The following is a 17,934-nucleotide window of genomic DNA, read 5'->3' as shown; positions in this document are numbered from 1 at the left end:
TAAAAAAATAAAAATCAGCCGCAATGATTACAAATCGGTAGAGTTGTCGGAGAAAAGCGGCTCTTGCTCCAAAATATGATTCACTGCCTTTACCATCTCTGCCCAAGTTCCTTTCAGTTCATCGAGCAGTTGCTTGCCGCATCTGTGAGGCGGTAATATTTGCGCGGAGGTCCTGACTTCGATTCCTCCCAGCGATACGCCAACATTCCTTCGTTTTTCAAGCGCATTAATATCGGATATAAAGTACCTCCACCACTATCAAGTGCGAAGCCTTCATTTCTTCTATTATATCCGAAGGATACATTTCGCCGCGTGCTATAATGGAGAGAATACACAATTCCAAAACGCCTTTGCGCATTTGTGCTTCTGTGTTGTTACTTTTCATAATTGCTGAGTTGTACGCTTTTTTACAGGTTGTACAAATAGTATTTCTTCTTGTATCATTGTATTATTTGCTTTGTCGGTACAAATATAAAGCATAAAACAGTATTTGCAATACATAATACTATAAAAACAAAATATCTTGCATTATAAAAACACAAAATACTGATTATCAATATTTTAGATTATAAAAATTTTTCAATAAAAATTAAATAAAGTTATTCGGTGACCGAATTACCTTTGTACCGTCAAGAAATAAAATAATTTTACGGCACTATGGCGTAATTATTGATATGGTCTTTAACAGCTATACATCATTTATTTATAATTAAACAAAATCACATAAAACACATTTTTAAATTAGAAATGAAAAAAATTGTACTCTGGGCTTGTGCCCTCGTTTTTGGCACAAGTACTTTGTTTGCTCAAGATGCAGACATAGCAAAAAAAATATCCGATTTAAAAGCTCGCCAAGCAGAACTCACTGCAAAAGCCACTCCCTTGAACACCGAATTGGAAGCCATTAAAACTAAATTGGCTGACTTAGAAAAAATCGGTTGGAAATACGGTGGTACCGGTTTGTTGGGTTTCACAATGACCGGCTACGACAACTGGATTGTAGGTGCTACGCCCAATAACAGTGTCGTTTCGGCAACCTCAATTTATTCGCCGATTACAACATGGATCCGATATTTTGGCTCAATAACGGCTATATCAAATTGGGTTATCAAAAAATTGAAGGGCAAAACAACGACGATTACACCGCTAACTTAGATGAAATTTATGCCAGCTCTTTGTTTGGTCGTAAGTTTACGCCCATGTTAGCCTATTCTGCTTTGGTGGATTTTCGCAGCAGTTTTGAAAACTTCTTGCAACCTGCCTATATGACCGCCGGTGTTGGTCTTACCTACCGCCCCAACGAAAGATTTTATTTGTTGTTTCACCCACTCACTTGGGCTGCCACTATCTGCACCAATGATGACTTGAAACCCGGCTTTGATATTGACCCCGATAAAAGCCTCAAATCTTCTTTCGGTGCCAAACTTGTAGCCGACTACAAACGCAACTTGCTAAAAAACTTGGTATGGAACTCCAACCTCAACGTTTTGGCGCGTTATGATGACTTCAGTAATCCCGAGGTTACTTGGAGAAACTTGTTCGGCTACCAATTCAATAAATATTTTGCTTTGGGTTTTGATTACAGCATTCGCTACTTCAAACCCGAAACCAATGCTAATATATTGAGTGGTATTGCCGGTAGCAACACCCTCTCCAAAACCGGCGATGAGACTTATGAAGTAAAAGATGCCGCAGGTGCTTTGTTTTCTACTATTAAACAAGATGGCTCTAAATTTACTGAAACCTCTGCAGCAGGTGGTGTGCTTAAAAGCGTAGATGCCAGCTATTTCCAACAACGTTATATCTTTGGTATTACCGCTACGGCTACTTTCTAATTATTTTTCATTTTACTGTTTTTTTTTAAAAAAAAGCGTGTCCTGCCTCAAAACAGGACGCGCTTTTTACTTTTACTCAAAAACTCCTTTTTTACACATAACTTATTTATTTTTATATCTTTGCAGGCTTATTTGATGCTGCCAATATCTCAAAAAACCTGAATTGCTTTCTTTTATCATTTCTCCCCTTCTACATTGTGCGTTTAAAGAGTTTAGAAATAAAAGGATTTAAAAGTTTTGCCGAAAAAACCGTTTTCCATTTTAATCAAAATGTAACGGGCATCATCGGACCTAACGGAAGCGGCAAAAGCAACGTAGTAGATGCCATTCGATGGGTGCTGGGCGAGCAACGCTCCAAAACCCTACGCTCCGAAAAAATGGATAATATCATCTTTAATGGTACTAAAAAAAGAAGCAGTGCCGGACGCGCCGAAGTGTCGCTCACTTTTGAAAACACCCGCAACCTCTTGCCCACCGAGTTTAGCTCTGTTACCATCTCCCGTGTTTTATACCGCAATGGCGACAGCGAATATCGCATCAACGATGTAGCTTGCCGCCTCAAAGATATTACTGCGCTTTTTTTGGACACAGGTATCAGCAGCGATTCCTACGCCATTATTGAATTGGGAATGATTAACGAAATTCTCAACGATAAAGATGACTTGCGCCGCCGCCTTTTTGAACAGGCAGCCGGTATTTCAAAATACAAAATCCGCAAAAAAGAAACCCTCTCCAAACTTGAATCTACCGACAGCGACCTGAGCCGTGTGGAAGATTTGCTGGCTGAAATTGAAAACAACCTCAAAACCTTAGAAAAACAAGCCAAACGCGCCGAGCGTTTTAAAAAACTACAGGGCGATTATAAGCAAATGAGCATTGATTTGGCGCATCTTAACCTCACCGACCACAAAGTTGCTTATAAAAATATCCAAAAACGCTGCGAAATTGAACAGGCAAAACGCATTGAACAAGATGCAAAAATTGCAGCCGCCGAAGCTGAATTGGCACAACATAAAAAAGACCTCCTTGAAAAAGAACAGTTTTTGAGCAAAGTACAACAAGAACTCAATGTGTTTTTGGCTCAAATCCGTGATAAAGAAAGTGAAAAAGGAATTTTGACCGAAAAAATACGCTTTGCCCGCGAAAGAAAAGACACTTTGCAGCAACAAATCAATGATGATGAGGCTTTTATATTGAAAATTCAGCAAGAAATTGATTATTTAGAAAAACAACAAGACCGCGAAGAAGATGCTTTGCAGTTGTTGATAGAAAAATTAGGAGAAAGCAAAGAGCAAAACGAGCGTATTCAGGGGGCTTTTCAGGAAAAAAGAGGACGTTTGGCTCAATTGGAGCAAACTTTCCGGCAGTCGGAAAATGAAGTATTTCATTTGGAAAAAGAAGTTGCCGTAAAAAGTGCTCAACGCGATAATATCCGCCGAGAAATTCAGGATAACCGCCTCCGCTTTGAAAGCAGACAAGAGGAATTAGAAACCCTCAAAGAAAATCGCGGCAGCACTCAAAAAGAAAGAGACGAGTTGGCTCTTCAAATTCAGCAAACCACCGAAGCCGAAGCCCACCTCGAAACCTCACTCACCACGCTCGACCACGACATCGCTGCCCTGCGCGAGCAACTCGCCACGCTCCACCGCCGCCACGATGCCCGCAGCAACGAATACAGCCTCACCAAAAGTATGGTGGAAAGTTTGGAGGGTTTTCCCGATTCGCTCAAATTCTTGAAACAAAATAAAAGCTGGCAGGGCGATTCGTCTGCCGCACGTTTGTTGTCGGAGCTTTTCACCTGTGCCGATCCCTACAAATTGGCAATTGAACATTTTTTGTCGCCCTACCTCAATTATTATGTAGTGCCTTCGTTCGAAACCGCCCACGCCGCCGTCACGCTACTCATTCAGCAAAAAAAAGGAAAAGCTAACTTTTTCGTCACTCCCGAAATTACCCACGCACCTCCTACCCTTTCTTATCCAAAAGAAAATACAAAAGCGGTGGCGGCTTTGGATATTGTAGAAACCGAAAACGAATTTTTACCCCTGTTTCGGTCGCTGCTCCACGGCGTGTTCATCTGCGAAGCCGAACAGGAGGCTCTCTCTTTGTCGCAGCAATATCCCGATGCCGTTTTTTTGGCGCAAAACGGGCAATGGTGTCGCAAAGCGGGTGCTGTATGGGGCGGCTCGGTGGGGGCTTTTGAAGGAAAAAAAATAGGACGTGTTCAGAATTTACAGGCTTTGGACAAGGAAATTACACAGTTGAAGCAGGAAATCAGCGATACCAAACAGGTACTGGAGCAGAAAAATAACGAAATCATCGCTTTGCGCAATGCTTCGCAAAAAAAGGCGTTGCAACTCCTGCGCGAACAGCTCAACCGCCTTGACAATAAAATGGCTTCCTTCAATGCCACTATCAAAAATCTCGAATCTTTTATTGCAGATGCTGCACAGGGCGAGCAATCCTTATCTGAAAAACTGAAGCAGTTGCAACTGCAATTAGACGAAATTCAAACGATATTACACGAAAAAAAGGAAAAAAGTCAGGCTGCACAAACCGAATTGCAGGATTTTCGTGCTTCATTTCATCATATAGAACAAGAAGTATCCAACAGCAGCCGCGCGTTTAACGAACTTAATCTGAATTTTCATCAGCAACAAAATAAAATCAACACCTTACATCAAAATTTTGATTTTTATCAAAAACGCCGCCACGAAACGCAAAGCAAATTATCCGCCAATAAGCAACTCTTACAGGATTTGCAGCGCGAAGTGGAAATACAGGAGCAGTCGTTGAAAAAAGATGATGGCAAATTGAAGGATTTGTATGAGGAAAAAGATTTTTTGGAGGCAAAGGTAAATTCTGCCGAAATACGCTACTTTTCGGCACGCGGCAGAAGCGATGAACTCGAAGATAATTTGCGCCAGATTTTTCGCCAAAAAGAACAAATTGATGCCCTTTTGCAAGAAGCCAAAGACGAAAGCAACCGTATTCAGATGAAATTGCTGTCGCTGAAAGAACGTTTGGCGATAGAATTTAATGTGGACATCAATGAACTGATGAACCAAGAGCCGAGCAGCGAACTGCCGCCCGTTGATGCCTTGCGCGAAGAAGTAGCACGCCTCAAAAAGAGCCTCGAAACTTTCGGCGAAGTTAATCCTTTTGCCATTGAAGCGTATAAAGAGATGAAAGAACGCTACGATTTTATTGTGGCACAGCGCAACGACCTTTTAGAAGCCAAACAATCGCTGCTCAATACTATCGAAGAAATTGAAAATACGGCAGTATCTATGTTTATGAGTGCTTTTTCGCAGGTGCGCCTCAATTTTCAGGAGGTATTCCGCAAATTGTTCACCCCAGATGATGATTGCGACCTCACGCTTTCGCAACCCGATAATCCTTTGGAAAGCAATGTAAACATTATCGCCAAGCCCAAAGGCAAACGCCCTTCTTCCATAGACCAATTGTCCGGTGGCGAAAAATCCCTTACAGCTATCTCGCTTATTTTTGGTTTGTATTTGCTCAAACCCGCCCCTTTCTGTATTTTAGATGAGGTAGATGCTCCTTTAGATGATGCCAATGTAGGAAAATTCAGTCAGATGATACGTCATTTTTCCGACAGTTCACAGTTTATTGTGGTAACACACAACAAAAATACAATGGAGCAGGTAGATGCCGTGTATGGAATTGTGATGGCGGAGCAGGGTGTGTCGAGGGCGGTAGCTGCCAATTTCAACGAAATGCAGTTCAACGGATTAAATACAGAAAATTAATCGTTGCCGCTTTTGCCTCGGAACTGTCCGTATTGCCACTCTCCTTGATTTTTTATTTTTCCGTTGGTATCGTACAAAATACCGCTTCCGTGTTGTTTGTCGCCTTTCCATAAGCCTTCATAGCGTTTTACGCCGTCAGGATATACAAATTTCCCTTTGCCTTCGCGCTTACCGTTTGCAAAGTCGCCTTCATAGTAGCTGCCATCGCTATAAGTGTATTTTCCTTTTCCGTGTCGTTTTCCCATTTGGTAGCTGCCTTCATAGCGGCTGCCGTCTTCATAATAATACGTTCCGTTGCCGTCAAATTCGTTGTCTCTATAAGTACCCTCGTATTTCAGGCTGCCATCAGTGCGATAAAAAGCCCCTTTGCCTTCAAATTTGTCGTCCTTGTGCGTACCCACATATTTGCTGCCATCAGCATAATAATACGTTCCTTGCCCATTAGATTGGTTATTGGAAAAAGCACCCTCGTAGCGGTCGCCGCCCGCAAAATGCTGCACTCCTTCGCCTTCTTTTACATCATTTACGAAGTTGCCTTGATAGCGCAACGAACCGCCTTCATCATAAATTGCCCCAATGCCGTTTTTCATACCATTTTTATAAGTGCCTTCAAACATCTTTGCACCGCCCGAAAAATAGGCGATTATATAGCCGTCTTTCGGTTTAGTGGGTATCTCGTGCTTATAAATGATCGTGTCGTTCTGCGCACAAAGATGTGCCAACGAAATACCGAAGAGGAATAAGGTATAAAAAATAAAAGAAGTTTTCATATTCTATAATTATAATAAAACGAAGGAAAAATATTTTTATTCATTGAATTAAAAAACAAGAAATACAAAGTATTAATTCCCTGTAAATATTTAAAAACTTTTGTCTATAAAAAATAAAAAAGCCCCGCTTTTTAGGGCGGGGCTTTTGTTTATTCTATTTCAACACTAATTAGTCTTTGATAAACTTAGTAGTGTGAACGTCTTTACCGTCAGTTACAGTCAAGAAGTAGTTACCAACTGCATATTTTCTCAAGTCAAGCACAACTTTGTTGAAGCCTTCTTGTACATCTGTAGCAATTTGATCTACCAATTTACCAGTAACATCATATACTCTCATTGTTACGGCAGAAGCTGCAGGAGCAATGATTTCTACATTCAAGTCGTTGCTAGAAGGTACAGGATAAACGTTACCCAATACGAATTGAGCATCGCCGCGTACTACTGTAACAACTTTCTCTACAACAACAACTCTACCTTGTTCGTCAGTGTAAGACAATCTGTAGTAGTGTACGCCTTCAGCAGTTGTACCGTGCAAGTAGTTATATACTTGTGTAGTTTGGCTGTCGCCGGCTCCATCAACAGTTGCAATTACATCGAAGTGTGTACCGTCAGTAGAGTGCTCGAGTGTGAAGTAGTCGTTATCAACTTCAGTAGCAGTTACCCAAACGATTTGGTTACCGTTGCTTACTGCTTCACCAGCAAAGCTGATCAAGTCGATAGAAGTAGATTTAGCGCAATCAACTGTTTCTGCTAAGTTAGTAGATTGACCTGTGCAAGTGTTAGTTACAGTGATGTCATATCCACCGCCATTGTCAGAGTCGAGATCACTCAACTGCAATATACCTACACCACCGTTCACTGTGATAGTACCGCTTCCATTTCCTATATTATCTACCCAATTGTACTCATTACAAGTACCTATTATAGTAATCGTCAAGTCGAAGTTACCAGTAGGCAATGTGTTGTTTTGGTCTTCGTATTCGCACTCAGTAGTAGCTGTTATAGACTCTTCACCATCTGTTACGAATGTGATAGTTACATTAGCATCATCAGTTTGACCGAATTGATCTACAATAGTGTAGCAGAAGCTGTCATTTACCAATGAGTTACAGTTAGCAGCATTTGGCATATAAGTCCAAGTACCGTTACCGTTATTCATAATTGTACCACCGTTGGCAGAAGTAGTGCATACTGATTGAACAGTAATATCGCTACCGCTATCGTTACCGAGCAAGAAGCTGCTGTTGAATGTAAATGCTTGACATACAGGTTGAGCAGGTGCTTGGTCGTCTTGTGCTTGTAATGGCACATTGATAATGCAGTTCACAGTTACTGTTACTTGTGTTGGAGTAGAGCAAGGAGCTGCGCTCGTTACAGTGTAAGTGTAAGTTCCGTTGGTTACGCCGGTTGCAGTAAAGGTAGTACCCGCTACTGATTGACCGTTTACGAAGTAAGGACCACCTGCACCACCTGAAATCGAGAATGATACAGTAGCAGAAGTTCCAGCTTCGTTACAAGATACCAATGGAGCAGTTGTACCTACAGGTGTGATAGTAGGAGCAGTTACTACAACTTGGTTAGAGGAGCAATCTTGGCTAGCGTCTGTGAAGATAATAGTAGTTTGTACACCTACAGGGATAGCTACTACATTATTTACAACAGGCAACCAAGTGTTACCACCATCAATTGAAGAGTAGTAAGGAGCACCAGCACCACCGTTGATAGATACAGATACGTTAGTATCACCACAACCAGGAGCAGAAGCACTTGCTACGATAGGATCGTTAATTGTTACAGTAGTTGAGCCTGTGCAGAAACCTTCAGCAGCGTAAATAGTTACGGCATTTGTAGTGTTGCTGTTTACAGTGAATGAACCACCTGTTACAGGGATATTGTTAGGACCCCAAGTTAAAGTACCACCACCTGTGTAGCTTACACTTACAACTACGTTACCATTTGCGTCAGGACAACCTGCAGTAGCAACAATTGGTGAACTAGAGTCGTTAGAAACGTGAATCAAGTTAGTAGCAGGTTCTACATTTGAACAACTTTCACCGCAACCAGATTCGTAAGTAATTTCAATGTTGTTGAACATTTCAAGACCGTCATACAAACCAGGGTTGAACGTGTAAACACCATCACCCAAGTAATCTACGCCAAGACCAGAGAATGAACCTTGTACATAATCAACTTCTACAATCAATTGGATACTCCAAGGGAATGAAGCAGATACCAAGTTGAATGTCCAATCGCCTACCAAACTATTCCAATCGCCTAAGCCACCTTCCATAGTTTCAGTTTCAAATGAAGTACCGTTCCATACTTGTTTGCTCCAAGTGAAGTCGTCAAAGCTGGCAGAACCAGAAGCGTTGTCATTAGTAGCTTGACCGTTGCTGGAAGCGATAGTACCGAATGCAGCAGGACCAGATACAGAGAATGACGCAGCATCACCGAACGCACCACCTTGATAAACCCAAGTTACGCGAACGTCAGCGATTTCAGCACCACAAGGAATATCAGCAGGATCAACAGATACTGTTACGCTACCTGTAGTGTTGAACACACCAGCAGGAACTGAGAAACTTGCAGTTTCAACGTGCGTACCGATTACTGAAGTACCGGAAATATTTACTAAGTCGTTAGCTTCGTCAGCAGGGTTGTATAAGTACATTACACCATTGTTACATACAGTAGCAGCTTCACCATCAACCATAATTTCAGGGATAAACGCCCAGTCTGTGCTGATAGCTTCTGTTACAGTTACAACGATAGTATCGCGATCTTCGCACAAACCGCTACCAGAAACAACGTGCTCGATAGAGTAGCTACCTACACATTCAGGATAGAAGATATAACCGGATTTAGTATAGCAGTTAGCACTTGGGCTGCTTATTACGTTGAATACGCCGTCAGCAGGTGTGCAATCAGCCAAGAATTCAGTTAAATCAATACCATCACCGAACAAACCATCTTGCAAATCGCTCAAGCAGTATGATTGGTCTTCGATCAAGTCAGCAATGTGAGCAGATACTACAGCAATGTTTTGAGTTCTTACCAATTGGTTGTCATCATCTAAACATACCATATCATCAGCTGAATTATCGTCTTGAATATCGTGAGCTACAGCAGTGTTGTAAGTTACTTGAACAGGGCTGCAATCAGATAAGCCAACGCCTGAACCAGGACCACCACCAGTGTTGTAACCGTAGCAATCTTCAGCAGCAGGGTTGAATAACCACAAGCACTCTAAATCATCATCGCACTCTTGTTCTGGAGCTTCTTCAGCAGGAACATAGTCGCAACCGTGATGTTGAGGGAATGGATCATACAAATCGAAGTCAGAAACATCATACAATTCTACACCTTTACCACTCCAGTTGCCGATAGGAGCACATTGGTCAATGGTCAAGTTTACAGTCAATGTAGCTGTGTAGTTTTCGCTACCACCTACAGGGTGACCTACTACGCAGAATTTATATACTTTCTCTGCACCTTGTGAGCATCTTCCTTCGAAGAAGTCGCCAGGGTTGTTGATAGTATATGTATCAGCACCTGTTTCAGGATCTATACCAGGGAATCTTTCACCAGGGAAGCAATTTTCAACACCACCATCGATGCACTCATCAGTGCTTTCGCAGTTGTATTCCCAATTGTCATAGTAACCATCATAATCTGCATCATCTGTATTGTTTACAACGTTACCATCACCCAAAGAGCAACCGCTTTGGATAGCATCTAAGAGTACTGTGTTAGTTTGGTTGTTCAAGAAAGCAGGAGTGCTTGTTGTACCAACACCAGAACCAACGAAGCCCGGAGGCGGAACAGTAGCAGGGTTTTGTGTAGTTGCTACTAAGTTGGTGCAAGCGAAGTTGTAATAGAGTGGGAAGTTAGTCAAACCATCGTTATGACCCAAAATCCATTGATAAGCAGCTGCGTTTGCAACAGAAGCTGTTACAGACAAGTTGCTAACGATGAAGTTATCAGGAACACAGCTACGCAAATCAACTTCTACACAAGCAGGAGTTGGGAATGCGATAGATGGATCTAATGCGCAGTTATAGTAACCGATAGTGTTGCTTAATGGTTGTGAATCGTTACCGCTACCATCGTAGTTCAATGGAGATTCAGGAACACCAGCAAAACGATCATCAGTATCTTCATCACCGTCAGCAATCATCCAAATACCACCGGCAAATTCGTCACCGAATAAATCAGCTGAAGTAGCACCATCTACAATCAATTGTACTGATTGCAAATCGCCATTGCTGTAACCAGTTCCACCTGGATCTTGATCAACATAATCAGCAGTTTCTACATCAGTAGCTGGGTCTGGCATTTTATCAGCAAAAGGACCAGCCAAACTAAAGTCAGAAGCAGAAGCAACCAACATATCGTCAGCTTGAGGACCGTAAGAGATAAAGTCGAGTAATTCGCAGTTGCAAGTATTTACTAAACCGATAGCACCTGTGCCATCGTGGATATTAGCGATAGGGAACCAACGAGCACCTACATATTCACGACCTGTAGAAGAACAGCTATAAGTTGTACCAGTGTAGATATTATCATCAGAAGTTGGTGCATCTTCGCATTGTTCCCATACAAAGAAATCATCTAAGTATGTGCAACCATCAGTACCATCAATAGCTGTAAATTCAGGAGTACCGTCTTCATCAGCATCAAATGGAGTCAATAAAATATCAATGTTAGCATCTAACAAACCATTTCCGTTAGCATCTTCCCATAAAGCAGATACTGTAGGATCTGGGTTACCGTTTAAGTTCCAGCTACCTGTTGCGTTAGTGAAGTCACCACCGCCGCCAAGAGCTAAAGAAGGACCGTTGTAGTTAGTGATCCAACCAGCATCAACAACACCTTGGTTGAAGATTGGGTTATCATTGATAAATGAAGTGTAAGGATTACCATACAAATCTGTGAATACTTGGTCAGGGTTGCCGTTTGTGATAGGAGCAGTGATAAATGTACCCGCACCACTGGCTGTACCTGTGCTGTAGTTAGTTTGATAATGAGTAGGATCTACTGCCAAATCTTCGTCGTAGTCAATACCGCACTCATCTGTATCAATGTTACCATACAATCTCATCAAGTTGTTACCACCCCAAGGACAACCCAAGAAGTCGTCACCGGCGTTTTGAACGTCAGTGCTTTGTGGCAAACCTTGACCGTTGATATAGTTTACATCATACATCAAAGCATATTTCACGCTGTCACCTGCATTATCAACTTCTGCATTGATTTCTGTTCTGTCGTAGAATACCAAAGCATAGCAAGACAAATCAGTACCTGTCAAACCTGAAATCTCAACACCTTCGCAGAAACGTTGTGTACCACGGGCAGTTGTTGGGCTGTTATTCACATTCAAGTCATTCAAGTCAATATAGTTATAAATTACGCAGTGATCATCAACAGAAGCACTATTAGCACCGTAATCATTGTAGAGGAACTCAGAAATGAAAGGAGCAGGATAGTTGTTTAATTCTAAAGATTCTGTTTTTGTAATTTCAACTTGTTTGTGTACGGGTTGAATCCATTGAACATCATCAGAAATTAAGTGTGTTAAGTTGATAGGATCTGCATTTTCGCAAACAACCATTGGAGACATCCAATCGTCTTCTACGTCCATGATTACAGTCAAATCAAATTGAGTAGCGAGTTGGTCAGCAGGAACGCAAGGAACGTTTGCTAAAATGCCATAGTTGAAAGGAATAGTGTAAGTAGGAACTTCACAAGAGAATTCAACTAAATCGTTGTCAGCAGGGTCACCTGTAGCAGGATCAAATTCTTCAACTACGATAGTTTGACCTCCGATAAATAAAGTTCTATCCAAACGACCTAACATTAATACATCGCCCATTGGAGCAATCCAGTTCCAATATAAAGCATCTGCACCGCCATCACCTTCAGCAGGAGAATCGCCAGTCAAGCCCCAGTTCAAAGAACCCGGAGTCCAACGCTCGCCCAAATAACCAGGAATTGGTTGGAATGGAGGAGTGCTGAATGGATCTGGTAAAGCAGGATAGTTCAATTCAGGATCGTCAACGTTTGGAACAACCCAACCGGCATTGGTAAATTGCAAAGAATAACCGCGACCGCCGTTTTGAGTTTCTGTAACGTTAATATCGTGAGAAACTAAACCACGAGCAGGACCCATGCAACCAGTGAATATACCTAAGTTGGTAGATTCATCGTTGAAACCATAACCAAGGAATTGTATTACATCATCTGGTCCAGGGTTTTCGTTCGTAATACCTTCTTCAGTACCTACATATACTAATGCGATAGCAGCAGGACCTGGTTTGATGTTAGTAAAGCTAAAAGCATAAGCTTCATAAACGATACCGTTAGAAGCAGCAATGTTTTCAGTACCAGGATTCAACTGAGGTAAATCGCATAAACGATATTGGAAATCATCTGGATCTGGTTTTGTAGTAGGCTGATACATAGCACCACTATTATTACCAACTGTAATTGGAATGTTACCAGGTAAGTTGTAATTTACTGTGCTATTAGCGTCAGCGTTGAATGATTTTCTTTCATAGAAATATAAAGCATAATCACACAAATCAGTACCAGCAGGAACTGTTACTTCTACAAAATCTTGTTCATTTGGAGTTTCTTGCGCATAATCCAATTCAGTAATCATTGGAGGCAAGGCACCCATTGTTAATGTACCACCGTTTACTATAGTTGAACCATCTTGCAAGTATTCAGTTAAGTCAATTGAGAAATCAGTTTCTGATTGACAAACGAAATTATCTTGTTTAGAGAAAGCTCCTGTATTTTCAGCATCAATAATAATAAATGTAGCTGTTGCATTAGAAGCTGTGGCACAACTTACAGTTGGGTCTAATTCTACAAATACATTATATGTACCAGCAGGCAATGTTGCAGGGTTGATATTAGTAAGTGTTGTAGAAATAAATCCGTTAGGTCCGGTAATTACATAATTAGCTGTTGGAGGACCCCAAGTAATAACGAAAGCATCACCATCGCTACATACTACAGGACCTGGGATACCAGTGATAAAAGCATCATCATCATCTAAAACAGTAACGATAGCTTGATCACCGATAACGCAACTAGGATCACCAGCTAAGTTGTTATATACTATTGAATAATTAATAGTATAAACACCAGGTCCGGGAGGGTTAAAGTTCACACCACTGGTACCGGGAGTAAAATCGGCAGTACCTAATACTGGGTTAGAACTCCAAGTACCACTATTTGGATCTGGAGCAGGCGGAATAAAACCACCCGAAGTATCAGCTGTTACAACAGGTACGAAGTTATAACCCCCAGCAGGAATTTGATCTTCGCACACAGTAATGTCTTCACCGATAGTTACACTGTGATCACCGCACTCTGTAGCGGATAATGCTGAAACAGTAAAGGCTACGCTCGGAGATACCAAACCAGTTCCACTTGTGCTACAAGCGATAGTGAAATCCGAGAATAAGTTAAAAGTAATACAACCAGAACCGTCAGATACGCCTAAAGTACTGATAGTGTCGCCGGTAGCCGCATCAACGATTGCTTCCGAAGTTAAAAGCAAATCCTCGTAAGGGGTTCCAGGGAAAGCGCAGTTGGCGTAAAACATAGCATTGCCGCCCGCCTCTGTACCGGTAAAACAACCAGCATAGGTAGGGGCAGTAAAACTACCGGGGTTCGAACTAGCAAACCATACATCTAAGAAATCCCAAGCGAATTCAAGGTTGATTGCCTCGATATCCACCACCAGAATTTCCGTAGAAGAGTTTGACACACAGTAAGTCAGGTCTTGATCCTCACTATTGGCATAACAATCTTCTGTAAAAGTAACAGGAGCATCTCCTATACTCACGGTTGTTTGCCCGAGAACCTCCACCCAACCTGACAAGCAGACAATAGCTACAAGCATCATCCGCATAATCACAGGCGTTAGTTTTGGAAAATTCATAGGTTAAAATTTAAAGTTTATTTTAATTTAGTTTTCAATTAATCATTTCTCAACTTAAATAACACGCTGTTTGCTTTATCTACCAAAGCCGCTGGCATGGTGTTCGATTGCAACAGTACATGTTTTACCAATTTCTCATACACTGCTACTGGATAGTCGTTGCCCGTATTCTCATCAAGATACGTGTCAAATACTCCATCTATAGACGTTAGACGTTGTTGAAGCGACTGTCCTTTAATGGTGGCAAGAATATCTTCTTGCGCTGACAGGCTTCCGGCAAACAGCACCAATCCGAGGGCTGCTCCAAGCGAAAGTTTCAAGGCATTTTTCATTGCTTTCATTTAAATTAATTTAGTTTAAATCAATTTGGTTACAATTGTTTGATTTTTATTGAATAGTTAATTATATCTTCTCTTCTCGTTTTTAATTGTGCTGTTTTAAATTACTTATTTGCAGCAAAATCAAGACCTAAATCTTTTCATGTTTTTATATAAAACACAGCCATACTAAATATATATATGTAGCGATGTTTGTCGCTACTTTATCTTGTCTGTTGAAAAATTGCCTTTTATGACATATTTCAAGTGACAAAGATACAACTAAAAACAAATAAACTGTATTTATTTAATTAAAATAAATTAAAAAATAAGCATGTTTATGCGTTTAGACGGCAAAAATACATACATTTTTTCTTTTTGTTTATTTTTTTGCAAAATTGCCAATTATTTTGTCTAATCCTGCTTACAATATACAGTATATCAATCTTTAAGCCAAACTTTTACCGATGTATTATAAGGATATTATAGATATTTGCGGCGGCATCTCTATTTAGTATTATTTTGACACTTAAAGTTAGTGATTATTATTATATAAAGTACTATATTTTTATTTCATTTTTAAAATTTTGTTTATTCTTTTCTATTATGCTTAATATTATACTTTTTGGTCCTCCAGGAAGCGGAAAAGGGACTCAAGCCCAAATCCTCTGCCAACATTACCAACTCCAACATCTTTCAACGGGCGATTTGTTGCGCCATGAAATCAAACAACAAACGCCGCTGGGTATGGAAGCCAAATATTTTATTGATGCCGGTGCTTTGGTGCCCGATGCCGTGGTTATTGGTATGATTGATAATGCGTTGAATCATTTGGCTGCCAATATCAAGGGTTGTATTTTTGACGGTTTTCCACGAACTATTGCTCAAGCTAAGGCATTAGATGCGCTGTTGGAAAAACATCGCTCTAAAATTGATCGCGTATTGATGTTGAAAATCAGCGATGATGAAATTGTAAAACGTATTTTGTTGCGCGGGCAGTCTTCTGGCAGAACGGACGATAATGACGAAGCTACCATTCGAAACAGAATGAGTGTATATCGTGAAAGTACTCAACCCGTAGCCGATTATTATGCCCAACAAAATAAGTTGGCTTTGATAGAAGGTGAGGGCAACATTGAGGATATTACTCAAACTTTGCAAACAGAGATTAATGCCTGCGTATAAGCAACAAAAACGAAATCTTAAAAATTTCCGTTGCTTGCGTTTTTTTTTATTTTTTTATAGTTTTTTATGGAAGGAAGTAATTTTGTTGATTATGTAAAGATTTCGTGCCGCTCCGGAAAAGGCGGTGCCGGCTCTATGCACTTGCACCGCGACAAAACCACCCGCAAAGGAGGACCCGACGGCGGCAATGGAGGCAGGGGCGGGCATATTATTTTGCGCGGCAACCGCAATTATTGGACCTTGCTCCACCTCAAATATCGCAAACACGTTATTGCAGGCGATGGCGTAGGCGGCAGCAGTAACAATTCCAACGGTGCCAACGGCAAAGATATTGTACTTGATGTGCCTTTGGGTACGGTGGCAAAAGATGCCGAAAGCGGAGAGGTTGTATTTGAAATCCTTGACCACGATGAAACCCGAATCTTGGTTGACGGCGGACGGGGCGGCTTGGGTAACAGCCACTTTAAAACGCCTACCAACCAAACGCCGCGTTTTGCACAGCCCGGCGAGCCGGGTCGTGAAGAATGGAAAATACTCGAACTCAAAGTGCTTGCCGATGTGGGGTTGGTGGGTTTTCCTAATGCCGGAAAATCAACGCTGCTGTCGGTGATGAGTGCCGCCAAACCCAAAATCGCCAATTATCCTTTCACTACCATTGTGCCGCAACTCGGTATTGTGAGTTATCACGACGACCGCTCTTTTGTAATGGCAGATATTCCGGGTATTATTGAGGGTGCACATTTGGGCAAAGGTTTGGGGCTGCGCTTTTTGCGCCATATAGAGCGCAATTCCGTATTACTCTTTATGATTCCTTCCGATGCTAAAAACATCAGTCAGGAATACGACATTTTACTGAATGAGTGTAAAGAGCACAATGCCGAACTTTTACACAAAAAAAGAGTATTGGCACTTACCAAAAGTGATTTGATAGATACCGAACTCAAAATTTTATTATCCGAGCATCTGCCCAAAGATATTCCGTTTTTGTTTATATCGGCACATACCGGCGAAGGCATTGCTAAATTGAAAGATATTTTGTGGGATACCCTGCAACAATCTTATTTTTCTATTGATGACGATTTAGTTGAGCCGTAATATTTTAATGACCGCGCACATATATATTATATATATCAAAATTATACACATACTGTATTGAAATGGGCAAGCCGAAAGCTATTGATTATGCTACACTTCTGTTGTTGGCATTTATTTGGGGAAGTTCGTTTATATTAATGAAAAAAGCATTGCATCAGGGATTAGCTCCTTTGCAGTTGGCGGCACTTCGTATGGTGATGGCGGGGTTTGCTTTGTCACCTTTACTTTATACGGCGGTGCGCAGCGTAAAAATGAAAGATTTGAAATATTTGATAGTGGTGGGTTTGACAGGAAGCGGAATTCCGGCTATATTGTTTGCAATTGCTCAAACGCATATCAACAGCTCGCTGGCGGGTATTTTAAATGCACTTACACCGCTCTCTACTTTTTTGATAGGCATTGCTTTATTTCAAGTTTCTTTTCAACGAAACAAATTATTGGGTGTTTTGTTGGGTTTGGCGGGTGCATTGCAAATTGTGTTTGCACAAAGTTCCTCTACCCACATCAGCACTGCCGGCAATAATAATTTATACGCTTTGTTGGTAATCATCGCTACTTTTTGTTATGGAATCAGCGTAAATACCGTAAAACAATATTGTAGTCATTTATCCGCACCTGTTATTACCTGCGTATCTATGCTGATGCTCTTTATTCCGGCATTGAGTTATCTGCTATTGAGCAATTTTGCACATACCTACACTACTGTTCCTTCTATTCGTATAAGTTTGTGGTTTGTGGCATTTTTGGGTTTTTTTGGTACTGCGCTGGCAAATGTGTTGTATTTCCGAATTGCACAACGAACCTCCGCTTTATTTGCCTCTTCGGTTACTTATATGATGCCTTTGGTAGCTTTGGGGTGGGGGGTGGCTGACGGCGAAATTTTAATGTGGTGGCATTTACTCGCTTTTGGCTGTATTATTTTCGGTATTTATATTTCAAACAAGTAAAAATATTTTTACGGTCTATAAGTTTTTTTAACCTTGATGGCAACTCATTAAAAACACT

The 17,934-nt window shown here is 41.1% G+C and carries 9 protein-coding genes and 1 pseudogene; 6 read left to right on the top strand and 4 right to left on the bottom strand.

Features of this window, described 5'->3' with window-relative positions; all coding sequences use genetic code 11:
- Positions 1-27: 27 nt before the first annotated feature.
- Positions 28-385 (bottom strand): annotated as a pseudogene (locus IPL35_12300) (PadR family transcriptional regulator).
- 362 nt (positions 386-747) lie between these two features.
- Here IPL35_12300 and IPL35_12295 point away from each other — a divergent pair.
- From IPL35_12295 to smc, 3 genes are all read left to right on the top strand, one after another.
- Positions 748-1,155: a hypothetical protein gene (locus tag IPL35_12295; protein MBK8444142.1), complete on the top strand. Its 408-nt coding sequence runs from the start codon at positions 748-750 to the stop codon at positions 1,153-1,155.
- Positions 1,062-1,835 carry a DUF3078 domain-containing protein gene (locus tag IPL35_12290; protein ID MBK8444141.1) on the top strand — a complete coding sequence of 258 codons (774 nt, stop codon included), beginning with the start codon at positions 1,062-1,064 and terminating at the stop codon, positions 1,833-1,835. The genes IPL35_12295 and IPL35_12290 overlap by 94 nt, the downstream gene beginning before the upstream one ends.
- A 197-nt stretch (positions 1,836-2,032) precedes the next feature.
- The gene (gene smc, locus IPL35_12285; protein MBK8444140.1) at positions 2,033-5,608 is read left to right on the top strand and encodes a chromosome segregation protein SMC; all 3,576 of its coding nucleotides are present in this window, start codon (positions 2,033-2,035) and stop codon (positions 5,606-5,608) included.
- On the opposite strand, the gene IPL35_12280 is transcribed toward smc, so the two are convergent.
- From IPL35_12280 to IPL35_12270, 3 genes are all read right to left on the bottom strand, one after another.
- Positions 5,605-6,378 (bottom strand): molecular chaperone Tir, encoded by a 774-nt coding sequence (locus IPL35_12280; protein MBK8444139.1) that lies wholly within the window; start codon positions 6,376-6,378, stop codon positions 5,605-5,607. The genes smc and IPL35_12280 overlap by 4 nt on opposite strands.
- A gap of 169 nt (positions 6,379-6,547) precedes the next feature.
- Positions 6,548-14,332 (bottom strand): T9SS type A sorting domain-containing protein, encoded by a 7,785-nt coding sequence (locus IPL35_12275; GenBank protein MBK8444138.1) that lies wholly within the window; start codon positions 14,330-14,332, stop codon positions 6,548-6,550.
- A gap of 38 nt (positions 14,333-14,370) precedes the next feature.
- Complete coding sequence (locus tag IPL35_12270; GenBank protein ID MBK8444137.1) at positions 14,371-14,664, bottom strand: hypothetical protein; 294 nt, start codon at positions 14,662-14,664, stop codon at positions 14,371-14,373.
- Between the two features lie 591 nt (positions 14,665-15,255).
- Here IPL35_12270 and IPL35_12265 point away from each other — a divergent pair.
- From IPL35_12265 to IPL35_12255, 3 genes are all read left to right on the top strand, one after another.
- Entirely contained in the window at positions 15,256-15,834 is a 579-nt protein-coding gene (locus IPL35_12265) for an adenylate kinase (protein MBK8444136.1), read from the top strand.
- A 66-nt stretch (positions 15,835-15,900) separates the two neighbouring features.
- Positions 15,901-16,929: a GTPase ObgE gene (gene obgE, locus IPL35_12260; GenBank protein ID MBK8444135.1), complete on the top strand. Its 1,029-nt coding sequence runs from the start codon at positions 15,901-15,903 to the stop codon at positions 16,927-16,929.
- 62 nt (positions 16,930-16,991) lie between these two features.
- Positions 16,992-17,876, top strand: coding sequence for a DMT family transporter (locus IPL35_12255; protein ID MBK8444134.1), 885 nt, complete (start codon positions 16,992-16,994; stop codon positions 17,874-17,876).
- The last annotated feature ends 58 nt before the right edge of the window (positions 17,877-17,934 follow it).

It is taken from the genome of Sphingobacteriales bacterium (assembly GCA_016711285.1).
Lineage (GTDB): Bacteria > Bacteroidota > Bacteroidia > Chitinophagales > UBA2359 > JADJTG01.
The sequence above is the reverse complement of the archived record's forward strand: the minus strand, read 5'-3'. Positions and strand labels throughout refer to the sequence as shown.